We start from the raw sequence: 20,355 nt of genomic DNA on the forward strand, positions 1-20,355 counted from the left end.
ATGAAATTAAAAAAATTAATAATACCCGTTTTACTGCTTTTGAGTTTAACAGCTTATAAAAGCACCGAAGAACCTGATTACACAGATATCCAGGAACTAAGAAAAGTATACTCATCTGGAGATACCTCAAAATGGCCTGCTGCGGAATTGCATGAAAGTATCGACAAATCTAAATTTCAGGATATCGGGGTACTTCCTGCTGTTCCTTATCCTGCTTACAATCCCTATTCTAAGGAAAAAGAAAGTCTGGGCAAAGTATTATTTTTTGATCCAAGATTATCCAACAGCGGACAAATTGCCTGTGCTTCCTGCCATAATCCGGAATTAGGATGGACAGATAACCTGACCCGTTCTTTTGGTCATGACCGCCAGACCGGAAAACGAAATTCGATGACTATTTTAAATTCGGCTTACGCAACTTCTTTATTTTGGGATGGTCGTGCCAAGAGTTTAGAAGATCAGGCACAATTCCCTGTAGGTGATCCTTTAGAAATGAACGAAAAACTGACGATTGCAGTAAGCAAAATTGGAAAGATAAAGGGTTACAACCCGCTTTTTGAAGCTGCTTTTGGAGACAAAAAAGTTACGCTCGAAAGAATTCAGTATGCTATTGCTACATTCGAAAGATCCATCAACAGTCCGAAAAGTAAGTTTGATTATTTCGTTAGCGGAAAATCAGATGCTTATACGGATCAGCAGGTAAAAGGACTGCATTTGTTCAGAACCAAGGCACAATGTATCAACTGTCATAACACGCCTTATTTCAGCGACAACCAGTTTCATAATGACGGACAGGTTTTATTCGGAACAAAAAATGAAGACTTCGGGCGTTACAATGTTACGAAAGACGTAAAAGATATTGGCAAATTCAGAACGCCTACGCTTCGTGAAGTGGTGAACACCAGACCATGGATGCATCATGGGCATTTTCCAACTTTACTGGATGTGGTTGAATTTTACAATTTAGGAAATTCTGCAAAAATTCAAAAAAAATATCTAGGAACAGCACGTGACTCTTTAATACCAAAATCGGATCCTATTTTAAAAAAGCTAAAACTAAACAAAACTGAAATGAATGACCTTATATCGTTTATTGAAACTCTAAGTACAGCTTCTATTAGAATAAAATCACCTAATTTACCTAAATAAGCAGTTGATTCCTAATTTATAGTTTCCTAAATATACGGCTCTGAAGAATTTACATATGAATAATTCAAAGAAATACGAAACCTTAGTTAAACATAATTTCGAAATCAAATAAATGGGCGGTGCATAACCAAAAACAGTACCTGAAGCCATCGTCCCGTAAAATTTAACGAAACCAAAAGGGAAGCCATATTTTTTTATGAAAAATTTTTATTTATTGCTCGTATTTATTGTTCTATCATCTTGTTCAAGTGAAGAAGGTATAATTCAAAGCAAAACTGAAAAACCAAGTATTACAACTGAAATTAATCCAAAAGTAATTGACACTTTTAAAATTTATGGAAAATATAATTTTGAAAAAATCAATACTAAAAAAACTAAAAAAAGTAAAATTTTTAAAAAATTTAAAACGTTTGAAGAATTTGAAATTTGGGCTAAAAAGTTACAGCCTTATAATTTTGAAAACTTACAAACTTTAAGCAGTAAAAAAGTAACAAAATCAGATACTATTGTAATCCATAATTATAATGGAAAATCATTCATTCTTCCGAGATATTCTAATGCCGTCTCTAAAAATGTACAAAAAAGCTCTTCCATATATGGCACTTGGCAAAATGACACCCACATTTATAGCCAATCATTTGCACTGACAAATGTATACGGAACTTTACAATACCGTTACTGCAGTGGTACATATAATTTTTCAGATAAATATGAGTATGGAATTGATTTTGGACTGGGAGGGTTTGTAGCTGGAATGCATATTAAGGATATGGGATCTACAGTTAACTATATGAATACCCAAACATTAAAAATTAATGCCAAAATAACTATTGGATACGGTCTTCAGATAGATCCAATTGGAGAAGTCATATATTGGCAAGATCCAGAATCTAGTATTTGGAATTTTACAAGTTCAGAAATTCCTGGCTACTATTCAAAAAATGGAAGCAATTGTTCCAAAGATTTAGCAGACTTAAGCGGCCCTACTTACAAAGTAAAATTAATAAACTGGGAAGAACAAGAAATTGAATGTCCTAGAGATGTTTACATATTAGATCAGGCAGAAGAGTACGGAATTGGTTTACCATATTCTTGCAGAGCTGGTGCGTGTTCTACATGTGCTGCAAAATTAATAAGTGGTTCAATAGATCAAGCAGATCAAAGTTTTTTAAATGATGAACAAATCAGTAACGGCTTTGTATTATTATGTTCTTCATATCCTACCTCAGACTGTACTATATTAACTCATCAAGAAGAAAATCTATATTAATATGAAATTATTAAGCATTATTGTCATTTTTCTATTGACAAATATTACGTTTTCACAGGATAGTATTTCAAATTCTAAAAAATTAGACTCTATTCTTAAGACAGATTTTTTAAGTTATAATTATAAATATCTTGATAAAACATTTAAAATAAACATAAAGCAAGATGTATATAACAAATCTCTTACTGAACATAAATTTATTTTAAATAAAACATTTAATTATTCAGATTCATTAAATGTGGTTCTAATGGCAGAATTTAACGATTGGGATGCTACCAGAATTGCAAACTTAAGAATAACATATTCTTGGGACAGAGTCGGGTATTATTTATGGAAGGAAAAAGATGAAATTATTGAAATTGCAAAAAAAAATAATATCCATCATCCTTATAGATTACAAGAATTAATCAAAAACAATAATGAAAAAGTTTCAATTGAAATAGATGAATTGAGAAAAAAACTTTTTTTACAATTTGGAAATATTGATTTGAAGACAATGACTGTAGATCAACTTTTAGCATTTTCTTTTAAAAATAATCCAAAAGTTGTTAAACTAAAACAAGAAAGTATCAAAAAAAGTAATATTAGAAAATTTGTTGCCAAACATAATAGACAGCCAACTGCTCTTGAAGAAAAAAATTTAGGAGAGGGATGTGGAAAAGAAGATTGTTGTCAAAAACCATCAAACTAATATTCAATAATATAATACAACTCATTTAAGTAACTGAGTATCGAAATTGATTTGATACTCAGTTAAAATAAAATTAATAAAATTATTTTTAATATAACTTTCTAAAGTGATATTGAAAATAAAGCATCAATCATTCTAAAATTATTATTTTATGGACAAATTAATAGATCAATTCTCAGTAGGCTTATATATATATCAAACTTCTATTTTATTACACATAATCTTAGTTTCAATATCTACTTACTATATTTTTAAAAACTCCACTAAATTGAAAACTCCATATCTTGCAATATTATTATCTATATTATTTCCTTTTATAATTTCTATACCAGCCATAATTTACCTTAAGAGGAAATCTTGATAAAAACAACACTAAAATATTTAAAGAAAATGAAGATTTCGGTCGATATAATGTAACGAAAGATGTTAAAGATATAGGTAAATTCAGAACGCCTACGCTTCGTGAAGTGGTGAACACCAGACCATGGATGCATCATGGGCATTTTCCAACTTTACTGGATGTTGTAGAATTGTATAATCTTGGAAATCCATCACCTGTTCAGAAAAAATATCTGGGAACGCCACGCGATTCTTTAATTCCAAAAGTAGATCCGATACTCAAAAAATTAAATTTAAGCAAAGAAGAAATGAGCGATCTGCTGGCTTTTATCGAAACTTTAAGTACGCCAACGAGAAGAATTATGGCACCGGATCTTCCGAAATAATTGTATTGAGTCCATAGTAATTAGTCCATAGTAATTAGTCCATAGTAAAGAGTTATTTAAGTAATGAGCTAATTTTCAATATCAATAAAAATAAAATTAAGTAACAAATAATTCAATACTAAATAAATATGAAAAATAAATATCTCTTTTTATTATTAATTTCTGCGCTGTCATTTGGACAAATAGCTCAGGTTAAAGATATAAATCCCGGAAGTGCGAATTCTTCAACTCCAACAAATCTCTTCGACTTTAATGGAACCTTATTTTTTAGAGCTACTAATGGTACAAATGGTGTCGAGTTATGGAAGTCAGATGGTACTGATGACGGAACAGTAATGGTTAAGGACATCAATACTACAACTAGTGCTGCATCTAACTCAAATGCAGCAAATTTTACTGCATTTAATAATCAAATCTATTTTACAGCTTCAAACGGAACAACTGCTAATGGTTCCGAACTTTGGAAAACAGATGGTACCAGCGCTGGAACAGTTATGGTCAAAGATATAAATGCAGGAACAGCAAACTCAAACCCACAGCTATTTACTATAATTAACCCAACAACTATGCTTTTTTCTGCTACTGACGGTGTTGGAGGCGTTGAACTTTGGAAAACAGATGGTACAGAATCAGGAACTCTAAATGTGATTGATCAGCCAGGTACAGGTAATAGTATAAGCTGGATTGAAAACCTAAATGGTAATGCCATTTTAAGTCAATTAGTTGTTACTACTACTGGAAGAGAATTATACAAATATGACGCTACATCTACTAATTCATCTTTGATTTTAGATATCTATGCAGGAATTTCTCATGGAGTAGCAACAACTTATTTAAAAAATGGAAACATTATTTATTTTCAGGGAAACAGCGGAACAACAGGATTTGAATTATGGAAAACTGATGGTGCTACAGTGGAGACATCATTGGTAAAAGATATTAATCCCGGTACTACGGGCTCTGCTCCTACACGTTTTACAAATTCAGGAAATATTACTTTTTTCAGAGCAAATGGCCCTAACGGAGTTGAATTATGGAAAACTGACGGAACAGAAGCAGGAACAACAGAAGTTGTCGACATTAATCCTGGAACAGGCAGCTCAACACCTGATCAGATTCAATCAGTAAACGGTATACTCTATTTTTTCGCTTCTGATGACGGTATCAATTATGATTTTTATAAATATGATAATAATACCTTGACAAAATTGGTGGATTTCAATACAATAACATCATCTGCTACTGTTGATTATATAGAGTTAAACGGAATAATATATTTTACAGCTGATAGCGATAAAGATGGCTTAAGAGAATTATGGCAAACTGATGGTACTCCTTCAGGTACCGTTGCTATTTCAGGAGCAACCAACGTTTCAAACTTAACAAAAGCAGGAAACAAACTGTTTTTTGCAGCTACCGGAACTGACGGACAGGAACTTTTCACCTACACTCCTCCTACCCTTTCTGTAAAAGATCAGGACAAATTAGAAACTGTATCAATATATCCAAATCCTTCTGATGGAAATTTCTTTATCAATAATGCTGATAATGAAACTATACAATACGAAGTGTTTGATGTATTAGGTAAAAAACAAGCTGCAGGTAAAACGAATAACAATTCACTTCATTTAAATTTAAAAACGGGTTTGTATATTTTAAAACTGACTAAAAACCGTCAGACTTCAACCACGAAAATAATAATCAAATAGTTTTCAATAGTAAACACAGTTTGTTTTTTGCCCCAATAAATCACAAACCTAAAAGTCCGTTCCATGCATTTGAAACGGACTTTTTTATTCTTCTTTTTATAAAAAACGATTCCTTCAAAGGCATCAAAACAATTTATCAAACGTTTTTAAGTTAAGAAATTTTGAAGCTTTCAGTGTATAATCAGGGTAATTTTATTTTAAGTAATTCTTAAGATAACTTTTTTGGTATGAAAGAGTTTACAATTTAAAAAACTATTACTTTCGCAGAAGGAAAAGACCTCTCAAAATTATGCGCATACTACACTTTACATCTTCGCTTGGCTGGAGAGGACACGAGCAAATGATAATAGACATTTTTGAGTCTTTGAGAGATAATAATTTTGTAAAAGACCAAATGATTATTTGTCCTAAAGATTCTGAGATATTTAAGGTTGCCATTAAAAAAAACTTAAAGGTTTTAGGAGTCGATTTTAAATCTGAGTACAGCCTTGGTCTTGCTAAGAAATTTAAAAATGAAGCCCATAAATTTCAATCGGATATTGTATTTCTTCATAATAGTAAAGCACACACTATTGCTGTATTGGCCGCAATGGTTTTTGGATTAAAAACACCAATGGTTTTGTTTAGAACACTAATAAAAAATGTTGGGACAAATTTCTTGAGAAAATATAAATACAATTACAAATCAATAAAAAAAATTGTTTGTATATCAGATCCTGTATCAGATATACTGAAACTATCTATAAAAGATCATACAAAGTTAACTGTCATAGGCAGTGTTGTAGATACTGATAAATTTATATTCAGTTCTAAAAATGGTTTCCTTCATCAGGAATTTAATATTCCTTTAGATCATAAAATAATTGGTAATGTTTCTGCTTTTTGTAAAGTAAAAGACCATTTTACCTGGGTAAATACTGTTGAAGAATTATACAAGAGAGGTCTAAAGGCAAAATATGTTTTAATTGGTGAAGGATCTTTGCAGAATGAAATAAAAAATTATGTCCGTTCAAAGGGACTGGAAAATGAAATTATTTTTACAGGTTTTAGAAATGATGTATATAAATGTCTTCCCGATTTCGATTTGTTTTTATTTACATCTAAAAATGAAGCAACCGGAGGAGTAATTCTGGAAAGTTATGCGTGCAAAGTTCCGGTGGTAGCAGCAAATGCAGGCGGAATACCAACAGTTTTGATAAATAATGAAACCGGTTTACTTGCAGAAGCTGGAAATTCTATTGATTTTGCAAACAAAGTAGAAACACTTATTGACAATACTATAATGAGAGATAAATTTGTTCAAAAAGGATTTGATTTTCTCATGAGTACCTCTACACGCTTAATTATTGGTACTGAAATATTAAGTGTAATTAATGAAGTAGCTACTAATCTCGTAATTTAAAAAAGTATGATTTATATTGTTTCTGTTTTAATTGTCTTATTACTATTGTTTTTAATCGTAATAAATATCCAGTTTAAATTATTTTACCCTTCTAAAAATAAATTAAGAATTTTAGAATATCATTCTATTTCAACAAATGGTTTTGAAGATCAGATTACAATTAAAAAAGATAAAATAATTGAACAATTTGAGTATCTTAAAAAAAATAATTATCAAACATTATGGCTTTCAGAGGTTGATGCTTTAAAAAATAATAAGCAAAAATTACCCAAAAAAGCAATTGTACTTACTTTTGATGATGGTTTTTTAGACAATTATACAGAACTATATCCTCTACTAAAAGAGTATGATTTTAAAGCAGTCTGTTTTATGGTGCTTGGAAGGATTGGGCAGAAAGTAGATTGGAATGGAAAATTTATAAGTGATAATATGCAATTGATGAACAAAGAACAGTTGTTAGCAATTGGCTCTCATATTGAGTTAGGTTATCATACTTTTAAGCATGATAATTATGCTCATTTATCACTGGAAGACATAGAAAAGGATTTACAACTTTGTCAGGAAATAATCGCAAAAGAAAATTTAAATGTTTTTCCTGCCTTAGCGTATACTTTTGGAGGGTATTATAGAAAAAAAGGACCTAAACAAGAGCAGTTTTTCGAATTACTAAAAAAATACGGAATTAAATATGGACTTAGAATAGGGAACAGAATTAATGTATTTCCGATGAAAGCCATTTATGAAGTACAACGAATTGATATCCGGGGAAAAGATTCATTCGAGACTTTTAAAAAGAAAATACTATTAGGAAGAAGAAAATTATTCTAAGAAATGTATAATTTAAAAAAGGGTTAAGCTTTATTTAAAAGCTGACCCTTTTTTTATTATCCTAAAACTGTTACTGACAGATATTCTTTGGTACTTTTCTCTTTAGTACAAAAACAATACATTTTTTAATCCAGATTATTTTGCTATTTTACTTCAAAGGCATCAAAACAATATTAGGTTTTGGAGCCTTCTGCATGCCGCTTCCAAAATAAAAACCGGTATGAGGCGGCTGGTTGTATCCTACATTTTGCCAGGCAATACTCAAACGATACTGCGGATCATGCATTAAAGTATATTGCCTTACATCAGTTGGAATTGTGGTGGAATAGATTCGTAATTCGGTATTGTCTGCGCTTCTTAAAATCAGTTCTTCTCTCCAGTCGCCAAAAATATCCGCAGAAAGCGCCGGTGTTGATTTTGTACCATTATTCGATACAGCTCCCGTTGCGGTGAACAACCTTCCTTTTCTATATTTATCAATATAATTTGAATTCAGAATTTCTCTTGAAGTATCTCCATCCCAGTAAATCAAAAAGTTAATTGATTTTGGTGCATCCCCTATTTTATTTCCTTTCATATCATATAAAAACTTAGAACCGGACCACCAGCATTGTGCGCCTTTTCGGGCTGGATCGATATTATCAGCTACTCCTCTCCCAACGTCTTCATTGGGAGAATCCGTAAATAGAACTTTCCCGTCTGCAGCAGAAAACAACGTTACACCCGGACCTGTTGTTTTGTTTTCAATTTCATGGATTCCAAAAGCTTCCAAACCCGGAACATCCAGATCTAAATCAGAAACATGTAAAGCATCACCATGTCTGAAACCAGTAGTGTATAAACCTTTTCCGTTAGCATCAACGCACATCGATCCGTAAATAATTTCGTCTTTGCCATCATTATCAACATCCGCAACCGTCAGTCCGTGATTTCCCATTCCTGAATATGGATTTTCGGCATCTTTACTGTCAAAAACCCATCTTGAAGTCAGTTTTTTATCTTTAAAATCAAAGGCTGCTAAAACGGTTCTTCCATAATACCCACGACACATTACCACGCTTGGATGGATGCCGTCTAAATAAGCAATACAAGCGGTAAAACGATCAATCCTGTTTCCTTTGGTATCATTGCCTCCACTTCCGCCATGTCCGCCCCAGCCTGCCAAATCACCACGTACCGGAATATAATCAGTGGTTGTAACCAGCTTTCCGGTTTTTCCATCAAAAACAGAAAGATATTCAGGACCTTTTAAAATTTTACCAAAAGTACCCGATTTTGGGTCTCTGTCTACCCAGTCTTTTGAAACATCTCCAACCACATTTCCCTGGCTGTCAGTAGTGCCGTCAGCGGTTTTACAAACCAGTTCTGAAATTCCGTCACCATCCAGATCATATACCATAAATTGTGTGTAATGAGCTCCCTCACGAATATTTTTACCTAAGTTGATCTGCCATAAAAACTTTCCATCTAAAGTATACGCATGAAAAATAGGCAGATCCGTAATGCCGGTATGCGAGTTATCATGCCCTTTCCCCGTCATGTGTACAACCAAATCATATCTTCCGTCTCCATCTAAATCACCCGTAGAAAGATCATTAGGAATATACCCTTCAATCGGTTTTACCACAATTGACAAATAATCTCTATCAACGCTTGAAGCGGGAATTGTAAAATTTCCTTTTTCATCTTTTTCTTTTCCTTCTAAAACCGTTTTTACAAACCAGGTATTTTCTTCCAGAGGATTTGCTTTAATATCAAGAAAATTAGTCGCTCCGGTAATAGGTGCATCATTCAATTTGATTGCTTTTTTACTACCGCTTTTTCGATATAAATTAAAAGCCAGATCATCCGCATCTGTTCCCAGAACACGCCAGCTGATAAAAAACTGACCGTTGTTTTTAATTGCAATTACACCACGGTCTAAATTTTCCATTTGTCTTTGTGCAAACAAAATTGAACCTGACAAAAAGAATAACGTTACTAAAATTTTATTTTTCATGATTGGTTTTGGTTGGTAAAGTTTGATGTTTAGACTGATTTTAGCTGATAAGGTTTACTTAGGTAAAAAATAATCTCGCAAAGTCGCTAAAACGCAAAGAAAATATATAATCAAACTTTGCGACTCTGAGACTTTGCGAGATTAAAAACTTAAAACATCTTCTTAAATCCTTCACTTCTGACTTTCCATGTCCCGTCTTTAGGAAACCCCGGATTCTCGATTGTATTTCCCTCCCAGCCTGCGCACATCATGGCAACAGCTGTTAATAATCCTCCATTACCCGGGAGATAAAGGGTTAACCTTGGCGATTGGTAATTATGTCCGTTTTTTAGATAGGTATTGGTAACTACATTCATAAAAAGAGCATCAATCGCTTTTTCCGGCATTTGCAAACGGGCTGCCGACATTGCTGTCATTGGGAAATCCCAACCCCAGGTTTTATCCCATGTCCAGGTATCCCAAACTAAATCAAATGTGTTTTTCATGATTTTTTTATCCAGAAGAGACGTTTCCGGAAGCATTCCGAAAGTTCCTAAAACCGATGGATGATCGGTTTTAAACTCCGGATTGGTGTACGAATCCGTAGCGCTTTCTGTTGCCAGATATACCTCTTTCGCAATAGGCAATGGCGATAGTTTTTTCAAAACATCTTCCCATTTTTCAGGCACTTTTTGGTTTAATTTTTTCTTCCAGTTTATCGCTGTTTTCAAAGCCCAGTTCCAATAAGCCAATTCATACGTTGGATTAAAAGTTTCCATCGCTTTAAAACGTTCCTGCGCCGGAATCACGCCTGGTCCTAAAACATAACGATCATTTTTAGCGTCAAAATTGGCGAACGAAGCCATAAAATCTGCTGTAGCAAAAACACGTTCGCTGTATAAATTTAATGTTGCGGTTGTTGGTTTGGTCTGATAGATCAAATCGGCGTAGGTAATAAAATGTGGTTGCTGCCAAATCAGGAATGCCCCCACAGAAGATGGGCTTTCATTGCCATCAGGATCGGTCATTTTTTGCCATCTTGCCCCTTCAAAACCTTGTCTTTTGGCAATATTTTTAGCTTTGTCAAAAACTTTCTGATACCACGGGAGACTTTTTTCTAATAATTCTGATCTGTCCCAAAGAGCAAAGTGTACTCCGTGCCACCAATGCATCTCTAAGTGTGGTTTTCCAAACCAACTGTTGTAGGTTAAACCTGTTTCTTGTGGCGGAACTTTTCCGGTACATTGTAATTTGGTCAGATATTGCGAAAGAATCACACGGCGCTCCAATTCAGATGCACGTTTGTCTGTACTTCCTGAAAAATCAACTGCTGCTCCGCTTTCCCAAAAGGATTCCCAACCAGCGATACTGCTTTTATCAATCGCTTCAAAAGAAGGAATTAAAGATTTGTTTTTATCTGTTTGAACGAACGAACAACTCAATTCGATTGTATTGCTTTTTGAAGGTTCTACAACAAAATAATGTTTTGCTTTTTCTTTAATCGATGCAGTGCCTCTCCATTTCAAATTAATATCATACGAAATACTATCCATTATATGTGTAATGGTCGCTTCTGATTTATTTTTGATTTTCAGATTGCTTGTATAATCTTGTTTTCCTCCCCATTTTTTCCCCGTATCAGTCCCCGCAATAGCAACCGTTGAAATAGCTACCTCCTGTTTTTCTTCCCATTTCGTCCCCATATCACCCCATAGTCCTGTTGGAAAAGGGATTCGAATACGAATTTTCAAACGCCCTTGTTGAATTAAACCCGATTCTACTTTAAAGCCTAAAGCATCTTTTGTCTGATCGCAAGCCGTTATCACTTTCACAGGAGTGCCTTCTACCTCAAAATAACTCTCAATTTTTCCTGTCCATAAATTCAGCTTTTGATTAATCGCTTTAATATCTTCCGGCTTCACCAAACTGCCATCTTTCTTGGTGATTTCAAAACCTATATTTCCCAATTGCAATAAATGCGGGTTTTGACGAAACCATTCGACTGCTTCTTTTTTTCGTGCAGGTTCTTTAATTTGTGTTGAATACGAAATCTTACGACCATACTGATCTACGTCTTTTAAAGTCTCAGAAAACTTATAATTCTCCGTATTTTTATAACTGTCCCAGCCCCACTCCGATTGCGTTCCGAGCGGAATTCCGTTTTGGTATTTTTCAGGAAAACTCTGTAAACCTGTAGCATCAACGGTAAAAGCAAAACTACCATTTCCAACCGTTAAAGAAGCTAAAGTATCTATTGCAGTAATTTCGACATTATGCCTTGTTACCAATGCCTTTCTATCTATTTTTTGTTGTGAAAACAAAGAAATCGACAACATCAAAAAAGACAGGGAGAATATTTTTTTCATATTTAGATATTTATTTTTTTATTGGTAATTTGTAATTCGCACATCTTCGATGGTATTTATAACCAATCTTTTAGTCATGCTCATTTCATATAACAGTTAATTTATTTCAAGTTGATTGATATTTGAAATTGATATTGACATTGAATTCTTTTTATCTAATTAAAGTAGCACTCATCAATCCAATAACCACATCGTTGGCAATGGTTTTCAGGGTAAGACTTTTTAAGGTTTTATTTTTATTTAAAGGTAAATCCAGAATCGTTCCGGCTCCTCCGTCAACTCCAAAATTAGAAAAGCCTTTTATAGTCATGAAATCTTTAAACCTTCTCGAAATTTCACCCGATTTCAAATAGACTCTTGGCGGTTTTGGTGCATCAGTTGTAAAAGCGAGTCCGTTAACAAAATAATCCTGCTCAACCGACCACCAGTTTTCAGGGTTTTTTAGTTGTAAAATGGCTGAAGTTCCGTCGGTGTAATTTACTTCGATTTCACCGTTTACGATACGGCTTTGCATTGGATTTGTAGTTCCGGCAACCATAAAATAAATGTGCGAAGCTTTTCCGTTTAACGGAATACTGACACTTTTTGGAAAATTATCCCATTGTGATGTAAAAACAATATTTTTTTGATTTTCATCAGAAGGCGTTTTAAAAACAATTCCTTCGGGAATTGTAATTTCTCCGTTTGATTTTGCCTTTTGACGCAACCCTGAATCGTTCAGTTTTATGGAAACATTCGGATAACACCAATTTCCAATTCCATTTGTAGGAAGCTGTAAAGTTACCGTTTGCGGTCTTGGAGACAAGTATTTCTCGTTAAAAACATCGGTTACTTTTAAATTAAAAAAGGACGAAAGTGAAACCGTTTCCTGAATTTTTGAACTGTTAAACGGAATGTCCCAGTTCGTAAAAGTGATTTCTTCTTTGACATTTGAATCCGTTTGAACCGAAAAACTATTCGTTCCGGGAACTAATTTTTCAAGCGGAATAACAAGAGTCTCTTTTTTATTTTCATTCAGAATAATTTTCTGCTGATTATCTTTCGCGGAAGCATCAAAAACTACATTCCCTTCAATCTTATTTTCCGAATTATTTTTCAGGCCTATTTCAACATTATTGTTCTTTAATTGAATCTTTTCTATTTCAATTTTAGGTTTTAAATCCACTTCAACAGCTTGCCACCATGTTACATCACCTTGGTTTAACTGAATAAAAAAAGTTTTATTTTTAATACCATATGCAATTGCCTGATACGATTTATTGGTTTTTGAAATTTCACTAAGAATAGATTGCGGATCATAAACAGAAACAATTTCTGCTTTGGATGTTGTAATTCCAAAGGCTTCTCCTGCGGCAAAAGAAGGAATAGATGGTATCTCATCTAAAATATCTCCTTTCCAATTAATTTTTACATCATAAGCAGCATCATACGGTACTTCAATAGCAATTTTTGGAGTTCCGATACTTTCCTGAATAATTTTCCAGCCCACTGATTTTGAATTTACCGTTATTTCCTGAATTCCATCAAAAGGTGCATTCACAACCAATTTCAGGTTCATTTTTGCTGCAAACTGATTTTTTATAAGATAAGAATCTGTTTTGTTTTCTCTTTTAAAAGCAATTGAAATATCCGGAATATCTAAAGTGGCGTGATTCCATTTTACCGGAAATCCCGGCTGAATTGTCAGAACTCCTTCCAGTGCATCCGGCTGGATTCCGAAAAGACCTTCTACCAGAGTTCTGGAAGCCATTCCGATTGGATCAGCAAAATCACGATACAGCTCGCCTCTTATGGCATCCTGATACATAAGCTGTTCAAAACCACCCGGAGAAGCGCCCAGATACATGCTTTCTACCAAAGCACTTTCCCACATCTTAAATGCTTTTTCAGATTGTCCGCCCTGCCAAAAAGCCAAAGAAGTATGCAGTTGTTCTGCCAGCGCCACATTGTTTATCGACCAGGTATAAGGTTGCCAATTGGTAGTGCTAATCATATAAAGATCGGTTTTATCAAGTCCTTCTACCGAAATTGGAATGTGCGGAATCTGCTTGTCCACATAACTCAGCAGCTGATAACTCTCAAACGGATTCGATAATTCGGAATCGATAGTGTGATAAATGCTCCAGACACCGGGAACATCATGCAATAATCTGTTTCCAAGACCATCTTTATATTCTGCAAAAATGCCTTTTTTCGGAATCCAAAGCTGATCTTTTGAAGCTTTTAGGATTTTATCTGCTTCAATAGCAAATGACTTTTCATCCTGGTGAATCTTTTTGGCTACTTGGGCAACCGTTTTATTCGCATAAAAATTATAAGCCGAAGAATGAATCACACCTCCACCACTATATTGCAAAGCATCACTCGCCCATATTGTAGCATAGGCATCATAAAGTCCGTCATTATCAGGATCGAAATTTCTTTTTTCCCAGTTTAAATGTCTTTGAATTGTTGGCCACATTTCTTTTATAAAAGCCGTATCACCTGTCCATTTAAAATGTCGCAGCATCTGATCGAAAAAAACCAGATTCATATCATAATGATGTGCCACCGCATTTTTGTTCGGATTTCGGCTAATGTAACCGCTACTAAACATTGAGGTTCCCAAGACCTCTTTCTGCCGGGCAAAATTACGAACCGTATCCAAAACTACTGGACCGCTTTCCGGTGTTGTCACCTGTGATTTGCTGTAACTTGTAAAATGTGTTTTCGCACGATCATGCCAGCCTAACGGATCTGCTGTGTAAGCACCACGCCAGGCATTCAGATGCATTCTCCAGGCGATTGCTCCGTGAAGATACGCAGGGCTTTCCCAAATTCCATCTGCTGCGATAGAAAGTGCTGAACCTAATGTATTAATGTAAGGATCCGGAGTTACAACCTTTACCCTATTCGCCAAAAGATATGTTTCCTGAACCGATTTGTCATACAATTGCGATAATCCCTTCTGAGAAACATCCGATTTAAAATCCTCACTTGAAAACAGCCAAAACATTTCGCTTTTTGAAATGGCATTTTTTCCTGTAACAAGCGTCAGATTTTCAGGATTGGAACTGTATAATTCCAAAGGTGTTTTCTGCTGTTTTGGATTGGCCAGCTTTATATCAGAACCCGGAAAATAGCCTGTTAGTTTTTTGTTATTACCCGTTTTCTCTTTATTGCTTTCAGAACCGTATTCCAGTAAAAAAGACTGTTTTTTTAGCGTATATTTATTATTGGTACAATATTCAGGCTGTAAATAAAACACCGACTCAGGGTCGGCACCAATATCGCCGTCACGACTGAATTTTTTTCCCGTTGCACCGCCGTATGCCCAGACTAAATTTATCTTTTTGGATACACTTTCGCCTGATACTTTTACAATAAAGCCTTCTTTTTCTTTTAAGGCAACTACTTTCACAATCAGTTTTCCGTTATCTAAAATAGGGTCCTGAATTTCGTATTGCATCGTACCCAATACATATTTGGTACTGATTTTTGCTGCTTCAGTAATCCATTTGCTTTCTTTGCCATTTATTAAACCCAGTTTAAAATTCCCGCCCATTCCCGGCATATACATGGCAAATTCCGGTAAATCTCCGGTTTCAACCCTAAATCCTGTATTCGAACCGTAAAGCGCACGGTTGAATTTTCGGGTACCATTTTTCAGAACAAAACTATTTCCCTCCGGAGCATAATGTATCTTACGCACAGTCTGTTTTTCCTGCCCTGCAAGCAAGACCGGGCACAACAGTAATAAGTTAATAAAAATTAGGATGGCGAAGTTTTTGGTTTTCATATTTTTAGTAATCAAGGCGTATACATCAGTATCAAATACAGTTTTTTTTTGATAATTTAAACGCAATTTCTTTGTTTTTTTGCGGGATAGCATCCTGTACCTACCTGATTTTTTACAATACCATAATTTATATTATTTCATTTTTTTAACATCATAGTACAGGATACTATATAAATAAGGAACTCTTAGTTTTGATTTTATAATAATTTTAAAAAAGAAAACCTTGATAAAATGTAATACTTCCTTCTGTCTAATTTTTTGCTTGGTAATGCAGCTAAATTTGTTTGCATCCCATATTAATTTTTTAACTGAAATAAGTTCGCTTAATACGACTAAAAATCAATTATTTAATTTCGGAACTTCATCAAAAAAAACAAAAGGAATATTAGTAAACACTTCTTTAGTATATGATGCCAAAGGATATGGTTTTGATCTTAATTCTTCATCAAATGTAAAAATAAACACGAATAGCTTTTCTGCCCTTAAACCAACTTACTTTTCTGTAAAAGTGCCTGAGGGAAATTACCAGATTGAAGTTGTTATGGGAAGCCCAGAAAAAGAGTCCAATATTACCATTAAGGCCGAATCAAGAAGATTGATGCTGGATCAGCTTTCGATAAAAAAAGGAAAACCGGTAACCCGTATTTTCAATGTAAATGTAAGAACTCCAAAAATCGATGATAGTCAGAATGTTGCATTAAAGGACAGAGAAAAAGATATTTTAAACTGGGACGACAAACTCACACTTGAATTTTTAGGAGACGTTACGATTCAAAGTATAAAAATTACACAAAAAGAGAATCTTACAGTGGTTTATTTAGCCGGGGATTCAACTGTAACCGATCAGGACGTGGAGCCTTGGGCTTCTTGGGGACAATTTATAACCAACCATTTTGATAACTCCGTAGTGGTAGCAAATTATGCGGTTTCGGGTTCGGCTTTAAGCTCGTTCAAAGGAGGAAATCGTTTAAAAAAGATTCTTTCATTAATTAAAAAAGGAGATTACCTATTTGTCGAATTTGGCCATAATGACGAAAAAATAAAAGGGGAAGGAAATGGTGCGTGGGGTTCTTACTCTACTTTATTAGCAGAATTTGTTCAGGCTGCCAGAGATAAAGGAGCAATTGCGGTTTTGGTTACACCTACACAACGCCGTGCTTTTAATGAAAACGGAACTTTAAAAGAAACACATGGCGATTTTCCTGATGCGATGCGAACTGTTGCACAAAAAAACAACGTCGCACTTATTGACGTCACCAAAATGACAACCGAATTATACGAAGCCTGGGGCGATGAGCCTTCCAGAAAAGCTTTTGTACAATATCCTGCCAATACTTTCCCGGGTCAGATAAAAACATTGGAGGATAATACTCATTTTAATAGCTTTGGGGCAAACGAAATCGCACTTTGTGTCTTGAAGGGAATTCGCGAATTGGATATTCCGTTAAAAAAACAAATCAAAAAAGAAGTTTCAGATTACAATCCAAAAAAACCAAATTATATTTCGAACTGGACACTTCCAACGAGTGACCGATTTGAAATTACTAAACCAGATGGCAACTAACCATTATAGAAATAACCTCTTATGTTACTAAAAAACACCATTCAAAACTTTACGATCGCTGCCGTTGCCTTGTTTTCATACCAAAATAGCACAGCACAGCAAACTGATAAAATCTACCTTTCCGGGAAAGATTTTGAACATCCTGTACAATGGGATTTCTTTTGCACCGGAGGCAATAACAGCCAAAAATGGTCCAAAATTAACGTTCCGTCTCAATGGGAATTAGAAGGTTTTGGAGAATATACTTACGGAAGATGGTACAAAGAACTGAATCAAAAAGAACCAAGCAAAGAAGAGGGTTTATACAAATATGAATTTGAAGTTCCTGCCAATTATAAAGATAAGGACATCCTGATTGCGTTTGGAGGAGCAATGACGGATACCGAAGTAAAAATCAACGGAAAACTGGCCGGAGCGATTCATCAGGGAGGTTTTTATGAATTTAAATATGATATAACATCTCTACTAAAATTCGGTTCTAAAAATACTTTAGAAGTCCATGTCTGGAAACATTCTGCCAATAAATCGGTAAATGCAGCCGAAAGAAGAGCCGACTGGTGGCTGTTTGGTGGCATTTATCGTCCGGTTTGGTTAGAAGTTTCCCCTAAAACACACATTCAGCATATTGCCATAAATCCAAAAATGGACGGTTCAATTACAGTTGATCTGAAACTTAAAAATATATCCAAAAATTCTACTTTGGAAGCTTCCCTGAAAGGTTTAAACGGAGAAAATTTCCAAACCTTTACTTTTCCGATAAAAGCAAAAAGTACCAAAGAATCGATAGCAGCACAATGGAAAAACATTAAACCGTGGAATCCGGAAAGTCCGAATTTATATAATCTGGAACTGGTGTTAAAACAAAATGGAAACATCATCCATGAATATAAAAAACGAATTGGTTTCAGAACATTGGAATTTAAGAAACAAGACGGAATTTATGTAAATGGTACCAAAATCATTATGAAAGGCATCAACCGTCACTCCTTCTGGCCGGAAGGTGGTCGCAGTACCAGCAAGAGAATTAGTGATTTGGATGTGAAATTATTAAAAGACATGAACATGAATGCTGTTCGCGGACATTATCCTCCTGACGAGCACTTTCTTGACGTTTGTGATTCATTAGGGCTTTTTGTTTTAAATGAACTGGCTGGGTGGCAAAACTCTTATGATACCGAAACCGGAACAAAATTAGTGACCGAAATGGTTACCCGGGATGTCAATCACCCATCAGTAATGATTTGGGATAACGGTAATGAAGGCGGATGGAATTACGATGTTGACAAGGTTTTTGAAGACAACGATCCGCAAAAAAGAATCGTAATTCACCCTTGGGCTGACTTTAATGGCTGGGATACACATCATTATCCTACTTATTTAACAGGAATGCATCGTTTTAATGCCGGAGAAAATGTATTCTTCCCAACCGAATTCATGCACGGAACCTATGATAACGGACACGGAGCTGCGCTGGAAGATTTCTGGACACGATACAAACAAAGTCCGCTTTTTGCCGGAGGATTTATGTGGGCGCTGTTAGACGAAGCTGTTTTCCGTTCAGACTGGAAAGACAATGCTAAATTTGACTCAAAAGGCTCTTTGGCAGCTGATGGTATTTTAGGACCACACCGTGAAAAAGAAGGCAGCTATTACACTGTAAAAGAAGTCTGGGCACCAATTCAGTTTCAGCCAAAACAGGTTAATACCGATTTTGATGGTTCTTTCTTAATTACAAACGACTATCTTTTTAGTAATCTGAATTCCTGTAAAATGGACTATAAAGTGCTAAAATCTAATAATGATGTTTTATATACAAACGGAACTTCGACAGCAATCAGCTCAGGTAAAATTGAAATTCCAAACATTGATCCGGGTGAAACACGTAAAATTAAATTCGCAGTTCCGTCTAATTTTGCTGAAGGAGACATTTTATCGATTACGGCTTATGATCAGTTCAATAAAGAAATTTATACCTGGACCTGGTCCATTCATAAAGCAAAATATTATGCTGCTAAATTTTTAGCGGTTCAGAATACAAAAACTAAAGCTTCAGGTGTAAAAGCCGGCAATGAAATTACTTTAAAAGGAAGTGACGTTACAGTTGTTTTAGATGCTGCAACAGGGGAAATTTCTTCAGTTAAAAACGGAAGAAATACAATTCCGCTAACAAATGGCCCAAGACCAATCGGTATGAAAGCCAAATTAAAAGACATTCAGGTTTCTCAGGAGGGTGATAAAGCAGTCTGCAACGTAACCTATTCAGGCGGTTTATCCTCGATCAAATGGATTATGGAACCCGATGGAAGGTTTAAAATGGAATTGATTGCCCTGAAAAATACTTCAGGAGGAGAAGGTTTTGACGGCGCTTTTTTTGAAGATAAAATAAACTCCTGGGGCATTACTTTCAGCTTTCCTGAAAAAGATGTAACCGGAATCAAATGGTTGGGAAAAGGGCCCTACCACGTTTGGAAAAACAGATTGAAAGGAACTACATACGGTATTTGGGAAAAAGATTACAACACGACCATAACTGGCGAAAGTTTTGAGAATCTGGTATATCCGGAGTTTAAAGGATATCACGCTAATTTATTGGGGGCAAATTTAAAAGCAGGAGCATCATCTTTTAAAGTTTTCAGCGAATCTGATAATTTATTTTTGAGATTGTTTACACCGGATTTGCCTAAAAATGGTTTCGCAGGAAGTTACCCTCAGCCAACATTTCCGGAAGGAGATATTTCGTTTATGTATGAAATTCCGGCTATGAGAGATTTCAAACCTTTAGAACATCAGGGCCCAGAAAGTCAGGCAACCAATATTCGTATCAAAAACGGTGATGACGGAATCAAAATGAATTTATGGTTTGATTTCAGAGCGTAAAAAAGAGTTTCAGGTTTT

Annotated in this window: 12 protein-coding genes; 9 read left to right on the forward strand and 3 right to left on the reverse strand. The window is 34.9% G+C overall.

Annotated elements, in window-relative coordinates; genetic code table 11:
• The 7 genes from DMB65_RS03065 (at window position 1) to DMB65_RS03095 (ending at window position 7,774) form a co-directional block, all read left to right on the forward strand.
• The gene (locus DMB65_RS03065) at window positions 1–1,149 is read left to right on the forward strand and encodes a cytochrome-c peroxidase (protein ID WP_110305201.1); all 1,149 of its coding nucleotides are present in this window, start codon (window positions 1–3) and stop codon (window positions 1,147–1,149) included.
• A gap of 196 nt (window positions 1,150–1,345) precedes the next feature.
• Window positions 1,346–2,419 (forward strand): ferredoxin, encoded by a 1,074-nt coding sequence (locus DMB65_RS22750; RefSeq protein ID WP_317048108.1) that lies wholly within the window; start codon window positions 1,346–1,348, stop codon window positions 2,417–2,419.
• A gap of 1 nt (window position 2,420) precedes the next feature.
• Window positions 2,421–3,110 (forward strand): hypothetical protein, encoded by a 690-nt coding sequence (locus tag DMB65_RS03075; RefSeq protein WP_110305202.1) that lies wholly within the window; start codon window positions 2,421–2,423, stop codon window positions 3,108–3,110.
• A 467-nt stretch (window positions 3,111–3,577) separates the two neighbouring features.
• Complete coding sequence (locus DMB65_RS03080) at window positions 3,578–3,835, forward strand: hypothetical protein (RefSeq protein ID WP_196239566.1); 258 nt, start codon at window positions 3,578–3,580, stop codon at window positions 3,833–3,835.
• 128 nt (window positions 3,836–3,963) lie between these two features.
• Complete coding sequence (locus DMB65_RS03085) at window positions 3,964–5,544, forward strand: ELWxxDGT repeat protein (protein ID WP_110305203.1); 1,581 nt, start codon at window positions 3,964–3,966, stop codon at window positions 5,542–5,544.
• 289 nt (window positions 5,545–5,833) lie between these two features.
• Window positions 5,834–6,946: a glycosyltransferase gene (locus DMB65_RS03090; protein ID WP_110305204.1), complete on the forward strand. Its 1,113-nt coding sequence runs from the start codon at window positions 5,834–5,836 to the stop codon at window positions 6,944–6,946.
• 6 nt (window positions 6,947–6,952) lie between these two features.
• Window positions 6,953–7,774 carry a polysaccharide deacetylase family protein gene (locus DMB65_RS03095; RefSeq protein WP_110305205.1) on the forward strand — a complete coding sequence of 274 codons (822 nt, stop codon included), beginning with the start codon at window positions 6,953–6,955 and terminating at the stop codon, window positions 7,772–7,774.
• A 148-nt stretch (window positions 7,775–7,922) separates the two neighbouring features.
• On the opposite strand, the gene DMB65_RS03100 is transcribed toward DMB65_RS03095, so the two are convergent.
• From DMB65_RS03100 to DMB65_RS03110, 3 genes are all read right to left on the reverse strand, one after another.
• On the reverse strand, window positions 7,923–9,773 hold the full coding sequence (locus tag DMB65_RS03100) for a rhamnogalacturonan lyase (RefSeq protein ID WP_110305206.1): 1,851 nt from the start codon (window positions 9,771–9,773) through the stop codon (window positions 7,923–7,925).
• 149 nt (window positions 9,774–9,922) lie between these two features.
• On the reverse strand, window positions 9,923–12,118 hold the full coding sequence (locus DMB65_RS03105) for a hypothetical protein (RefSeq protein ID WP_110305207.1): 2,196 nt from the start codon (window positions 12,116–12,118) through the stop codon (window positions 9,923–9,925).
• A 151-nt stretch (window positions 12,119–12,269) separates the two neighbouring features.
• A complete protein-coding gene (locus tag DMB65_RS03110) occupies window positions 12,270–15,896 on the reverse strand; it encodes a DUF4450 domain-containing protein (protein ID WP_110305411.1) in 3,627 nt (1,208 codons plus the stop codon).
• A gap of 268 nt (window positions 15,897–16,164) precedes the next feature.
• Between DMB65_RS03110 and DMB65_RS03115 the strand changes: the two genes are divergently transcribed.
• Both DMB65_RS03115 and DMB65_RS03120 read left to right on the forward strand, forming a co-directional pair.
• Window positions 16,165–17,460 carry a rhamnogalacturonan acetylesterase gene (locus DMB65_RS03115; RefSeq protein WP_110305208.1) on the forward strand — a complete coding sequence of 432 codons (1,296 nt, stop codon included), beginning with the start codon at window positions 16,165–16,167 and terminating at the stop codon, window positions 17,458–17,460.
• A gap of 21 nt (window positions 17,461–17,481) precedes the next feature.
• Window positions 17,482–20,337: a glycoside hydrolase family 2 protein gene (locus DMB65_RS03120; RefSeq protein ID WP_110305209.1), complete on the forward strand. Its 2,856-nt coding sequence runs from the start codon at window positions 17,482–17,484 to the stop codon at window positions 20,335–20,337.
• Window positions 20,338–20,355 lie beyond the last annotated feature (18 nt).

It is taken from the genome of Flavobacterium cheongpyeongense, assembly GCF_003202435.1.
GTDB classification, from domain to species: domain Bacteria; phylum Bacteroidota; class Bacteroidia; order Flavobacteriales; family Flavobacteriaceae; genus Flavobacterium; species Flavobacterium cheongpyeongense.

Coding starts and splice junctions, on each gene's coding strand:
- DMB65_RS03065 (WP_110305201.1), top strand. CDS start 1: ATGAAATTAAAAAAATTAATAATACCCGTTTTACTGCTTTTGAGTTTA.
- DMB65_RS22750 (WP_317048108.1), top strand. CDS start 1,346: ATGAAAAATTTTTATTTATTGCTCGTATTTATTGTTCTATCATCTTGT.
- DMB65_RS03075 (WP_110305202.1), top strand. CDS start 2,421: ATGAAATTATTAAGCATTATTGTCATTTTTCTATTGACAAATATTACG.
- DMB65_RS03085 (WP_110305203.1), top strand. CDS start 3,964: ATGAAAAATAAATATCTCTTTTTATTATTAATTTCTGCGCTGTCATTT.
- DMB65_RS03090 (WP_110305204.1), top strand. CDS start 5,834: ATGCGCATACTACACTTTACATCTTCGCTTGGCTGGAGAGGACACGAG.
- DMB65_RS03095 (WP_110305205.1), top strand. CDS start 6,953: ATGATTTATATTGTTTCTGTTTTAATTGTCTTATTACTATTGTTTTTA.
- DMB65_RS03100 (WP_110305206.1), bottom strand. CDS start 9,773: ATGAAAAATAAAATTTTAGTAACGTTATTCTTTTTGTCAGGTTCAATT.
- DMB65_RS03105 (WP_110305207.1), bottom strand. CDS start 12,118: ATGAAAAAAATATTCTCCCTGTCTTTTTTGATGTTGTCGATTTCTTTG.
- DMB65_RS03110 (WP_110305411.1), bottom strand. CDS start 15,896: ATGAAAACCAAAAACTTCGCCATCCTAATTTTTATTAACTTATTACTG.
- DMB65_RS03115 (WP_110305208.1), top strand. CDS start 16,165: ATGCAGCTAAATTTGTTTGCATCCCATATTAATTTTTTAACTGAAATA.
- DMB65_RS03120 (WP_110305209.1), top strand. CDS start 17,482: ATGTTACTAAAAAACACCATTCAAAACTTTACGATCGCTGCCGTTGCC.